This is a genomic window from Aeromonas sp. QDB30, assembly GCF_027707645.1.
In the GTDB taxonomy this organism is placed as follows: domain Bacteria; phylum Pseudomonadota; class Gammaproteobacteria; order Enterobacterales; family Aeromonadaceae; genus Aeromonas; species Aeromonas caviae.
In genome coordinates, this window is record NZ_JAPCIY010000142.1 from 1 (window position 1) to 3,341 (window position 3,341).

Consider the following 3,341-nt stretch of genomic DNA (forward strand, 5'->3'; position numbering starts at 1 on the left):
ACCAGCGGGGCTGACGCCCCGGCGAAATTCCCCTCCCACCTACGTCGGAGGGAGTCCCCTTTCGCATTTAAGATGGTTGATGAGTCTCTCGGTCTGCGCCCTTCTGATGGCCTGCGGCGGTGACAAGACCACCGGCAAGGCCTGTCTCGGGTCAAACAACGACACCCTGGTGGAGGGGATGCAGGACAAATGCAAGGCGGGGGACATTGTCGCCACCAAGCACCCGGCCTATTTCTGCGATTTCAACTACGCGGTCACCTTCAACAGCTACAACTCCGCTATTTGCGTCTACTCCGGCGGTCTGAAACCGGAGAGAACCACGTAAAAATCATAACTGGCGACCCATTTGCCACGTCTGACACGAAGAGGGCGGCAGGATATGTGGTCAATGCCCGGGCGGCGGTGCCGCGCAGGCCATCCGGGGGCGGCTTCGCCCCTATTTCACCCGCATCAGACGGTGATGCTGCCCGGCGCACTCGAGCTGGAGCACCTGGGATCGGGCCATGGCTTCCACCCTGGCCAGCATCTCGGCGCTGTAGCCCTTGCGACGCATCCATTGCAAGGGCTCCTCGAAGCCCCCTTCGTTGACCACGAAGGTATCTGTGTAGGACTCCTTGACGATGCTGACCACCCAGATGCGCTGCTGAAACTCGCAGAGTCCGGCCACCAGGGTGGCCGCCCGCCCGGCCAGGGCGCGCACACGGCGGACAAGAAGATGAACCATGGTATGGGCTCCGAACTGATAAAAGGGAAAACAGACTGGCACCCGGGTGGACGCGCCACCCTGTGCCCTCTCAACCCGCCCCGCTCCTATCGCGGGGCAGACACCTGACTGGAAGGAGGCGGGTTCCCGCCCTCCCCTGCGGCCCGGCGCTGGCGCTTGACCGCATACATGCTCGCATCGCCCGGTTCAGCGCCTCCTCGACGCTGACCTCGGCCGGCATCACGGCCACCGCCCCCACGCTGGCACCGGGATAGTGGATCACCTTGTCCCCCACCGGCAGTGACAGCACGCTGTGCTCGAACAGGCGCTGGCGAAACGCTGACACCGCCCCATCCAGCGTGTCGGAGGCCGGGAAAGGCCCCATGCCCACGGCCACGAACTCGTCCCCCCCAAAACGGGCCAGCAGATCGCCGCCACGCAGGGTCTCCCCCAGTTGCCGCGCCATGGCGGTGAGCAGCCTGTCCCCCGCCTCGTGGCCATACTCGTCGTTGATGGCCTTGAAGCCATCGAGATCCACAAAGGCGATGAGCACCGGATGCCCCGCCCTCTCCGACAGGGAGAACAAGCGGGTGAGTTCGAGCATCAGGGCGCGGCGGTTGGGGAGCCCGGTGAGGGGATCGGAGAGGGCCAAGCGCGAGAGCTCGTCGTTGGCCTGCTGCAATTGCCGCAGCAGTTGCTCCCGCTCCACCTGTTCGGCAATCAAGTGCGCGAAGAAGGCGATGAGCTGCTGCGCCCCCGCCACCGCGGGTTTTTGTTCGGTACTGGCACCGCACAGGGTGCCATAGAGGGAGCCGGTCGAGGTGCGAACCGGGCTGCTCAGATAGGAGCGAATGCCGAGCTCGCTGGCCGCCTGGGAGTCCCCCCACAGAGCGGCGACGTCATCGGTGTAACCAATCTCTTCGTCGATGGCACGGCGACACAGGGTATCGCTCCACTCCACCGTCATCCCCTCGGGGATCTGCAGCCCGGCCACATTGCGGGCATAACGGACATGCTGGGTGCTTTGCCCGAGGTCAATCTCGGTGAGATAGGTCGACTCCAGCCCGGTCACCGACGCCAGCATCTCCAGCAAGGGGCGGGTCAGGCTCTCCAGATCCCGCGCGTTTATCATCTGCTCCGAGAGCGCCAGCAAAATTTTATCCATGCCTACCTCCACTACTGCGTGCATCTGATGGGCGACTACCTTAGCCAACTCGGGGCGGGCCCGACAAGCGGCAGACCGCGATTGACCGGGGGAAAGATCGATTTGTTCACATTTTGGCATAACCGGCCCCCAAGCGGCGTCGCCATGCGAAACACAGGGGCACAACTCTGCCCTCGCCCCTGGGTGCCGGGTCGATTCCCGCCGCGTATTCGCCCACGGTCACCATCCCCTCTCCCCTTGAGGGAGAGGGTCAGGGTGAGGGGTCGGTAACATCATTGCATGGCGAATGCCGCCCCACGCCTCAATGGCACGGCTTCGCCGTGCAGGACACGAGGACGCGGCCCTCGACGGGGTTTCGCCCGCCAACCTCGGAGACTTCGGCTTGATCCCCTCTCCCCTTGGGGGAGAGGGTTAGGGTGAGGGGTGGGTAACGGCATTGCCTGATGCAATGCCGCCCCACGCCTGAATGGCACGGCTTCGCCGCGCAGGACGCGAGGACTCCGTCCTCGACAGGGTTCCGCCCGCCAGCCTCGGCGACTTCGGTTTGATCCCCTCTTCCCTTGGGGGAGAGGGTCAGGGTGAGGGGTGGGTAACGGCATTGCCTGGCGAATGCTGCCCCACGCCTCAATGGCACGGCTTCGCCGCGCAGGACGCGAGGACTCCGTCCTCTATGGGGTTTCGGCTTTGTCCCCTCTCCCCTTGCGGGAGAGGGCTAGGGTGAGGGGTCGGTAACGTCATTGCCTGGTGCAATGTCGTACCACGTGTGAATGGCATGGCTTCGCCATGCAGGACGCGAGGGCGCTGCCCTCGACGGAATTTCGCCCGCCAGCCTCAGCGACTTCGGTTTGCTCCCCTCTCCCCTTGGGGGAGAGGGTCAGGGTGAGGGGTGGGTAACGTCATTGCCTGGCGAATGCCGCCCCACGCCTCAATGGCACGGCTTCGCCGCGCAGGACGCGAGGACTCCGTCCTCGACGGGGTTTCGCTACCGCTGCGCGGCTGGGCGAGTGACTTTGGAAAGACCCAAAGTCACCAAAGGTCTTCTCCCCCGCTTGTTCGCCCTCCTGCGTCGGGTTCCCTCGGTTCACCCGTTTGTCCCACGGCACGCGCCGATGGGCCTTCCCTGGCCCAGCGGCGCTCGCTCGGCGTCCTGCCTCGCGGCCTGGACAAACGGGCTCACCTCAGCGAACAACAGGGGGCAACACCCAACCCGAGGCACCGACGCCGGTTAACAGGCGTAGGGTGCACCAAGCGCAGCGCATTGCACCTCGGTAACCGTATCCAGCCTGTTCGGAGCACAGATCGGGCGGGTTGTTATCTCACAGCCCCCCCCCTCGCCCACCCCGTGACGAGAGCAGATTGTCGCACCTATGCAACAGACCTCATCAAGGGAAGGTGTGAACAAGTCCCTGATATGAGATCATGTTTGTCATCTGGAGCCATGGAACAGGGTTCATCATGAGTCATCAACTTACC

General features: G+C 64.3%; 2 protein-coding genes and 1 pseudogene. 1 reads left to right on the forward strand and 2 read right to left on the reverse strand.

Translation table 11 applies throughout. The annotated features are described in order from the left end of the window. Nucleotides 1–79 precede the first annotated feature (79 nt). The gene (locus PG896_RS20620; RefSeq protein WP_198497572.1) at nucleotides 80–325 is read left to right on the forward strand and encodes a hypothetical protein; all 246 of its coding nucleotides are present in this window, start codon (nucleotides 80–82) and stop codon (nucleotides 323–325) included. Between the two features lie 111 nt (nucleotides 326–436). Here PG896_RS20620 and PG896_RS20625 read toward each other — a convergent pair whose 3' ends face one another. After that, nucleotides 437–724, reverse strand: a complete 288-nt coding sequence (locus PG896_RS20625) for a hypothetical protein (RefSeq protein WP_042864058.1) — start codon at nucleotides 722–724, stop codon at nucleotides 437–439. 86 nt (nucleotides 725–810) lie between these two features. After that, nucleotides 811–1,868, reverse strand: a pseudogene (locus PG896_RS20630) (GGDEF domain-containing protein). Nucleotides 1,869–3,341 lie beyond the last annotated feature (1,473 nt).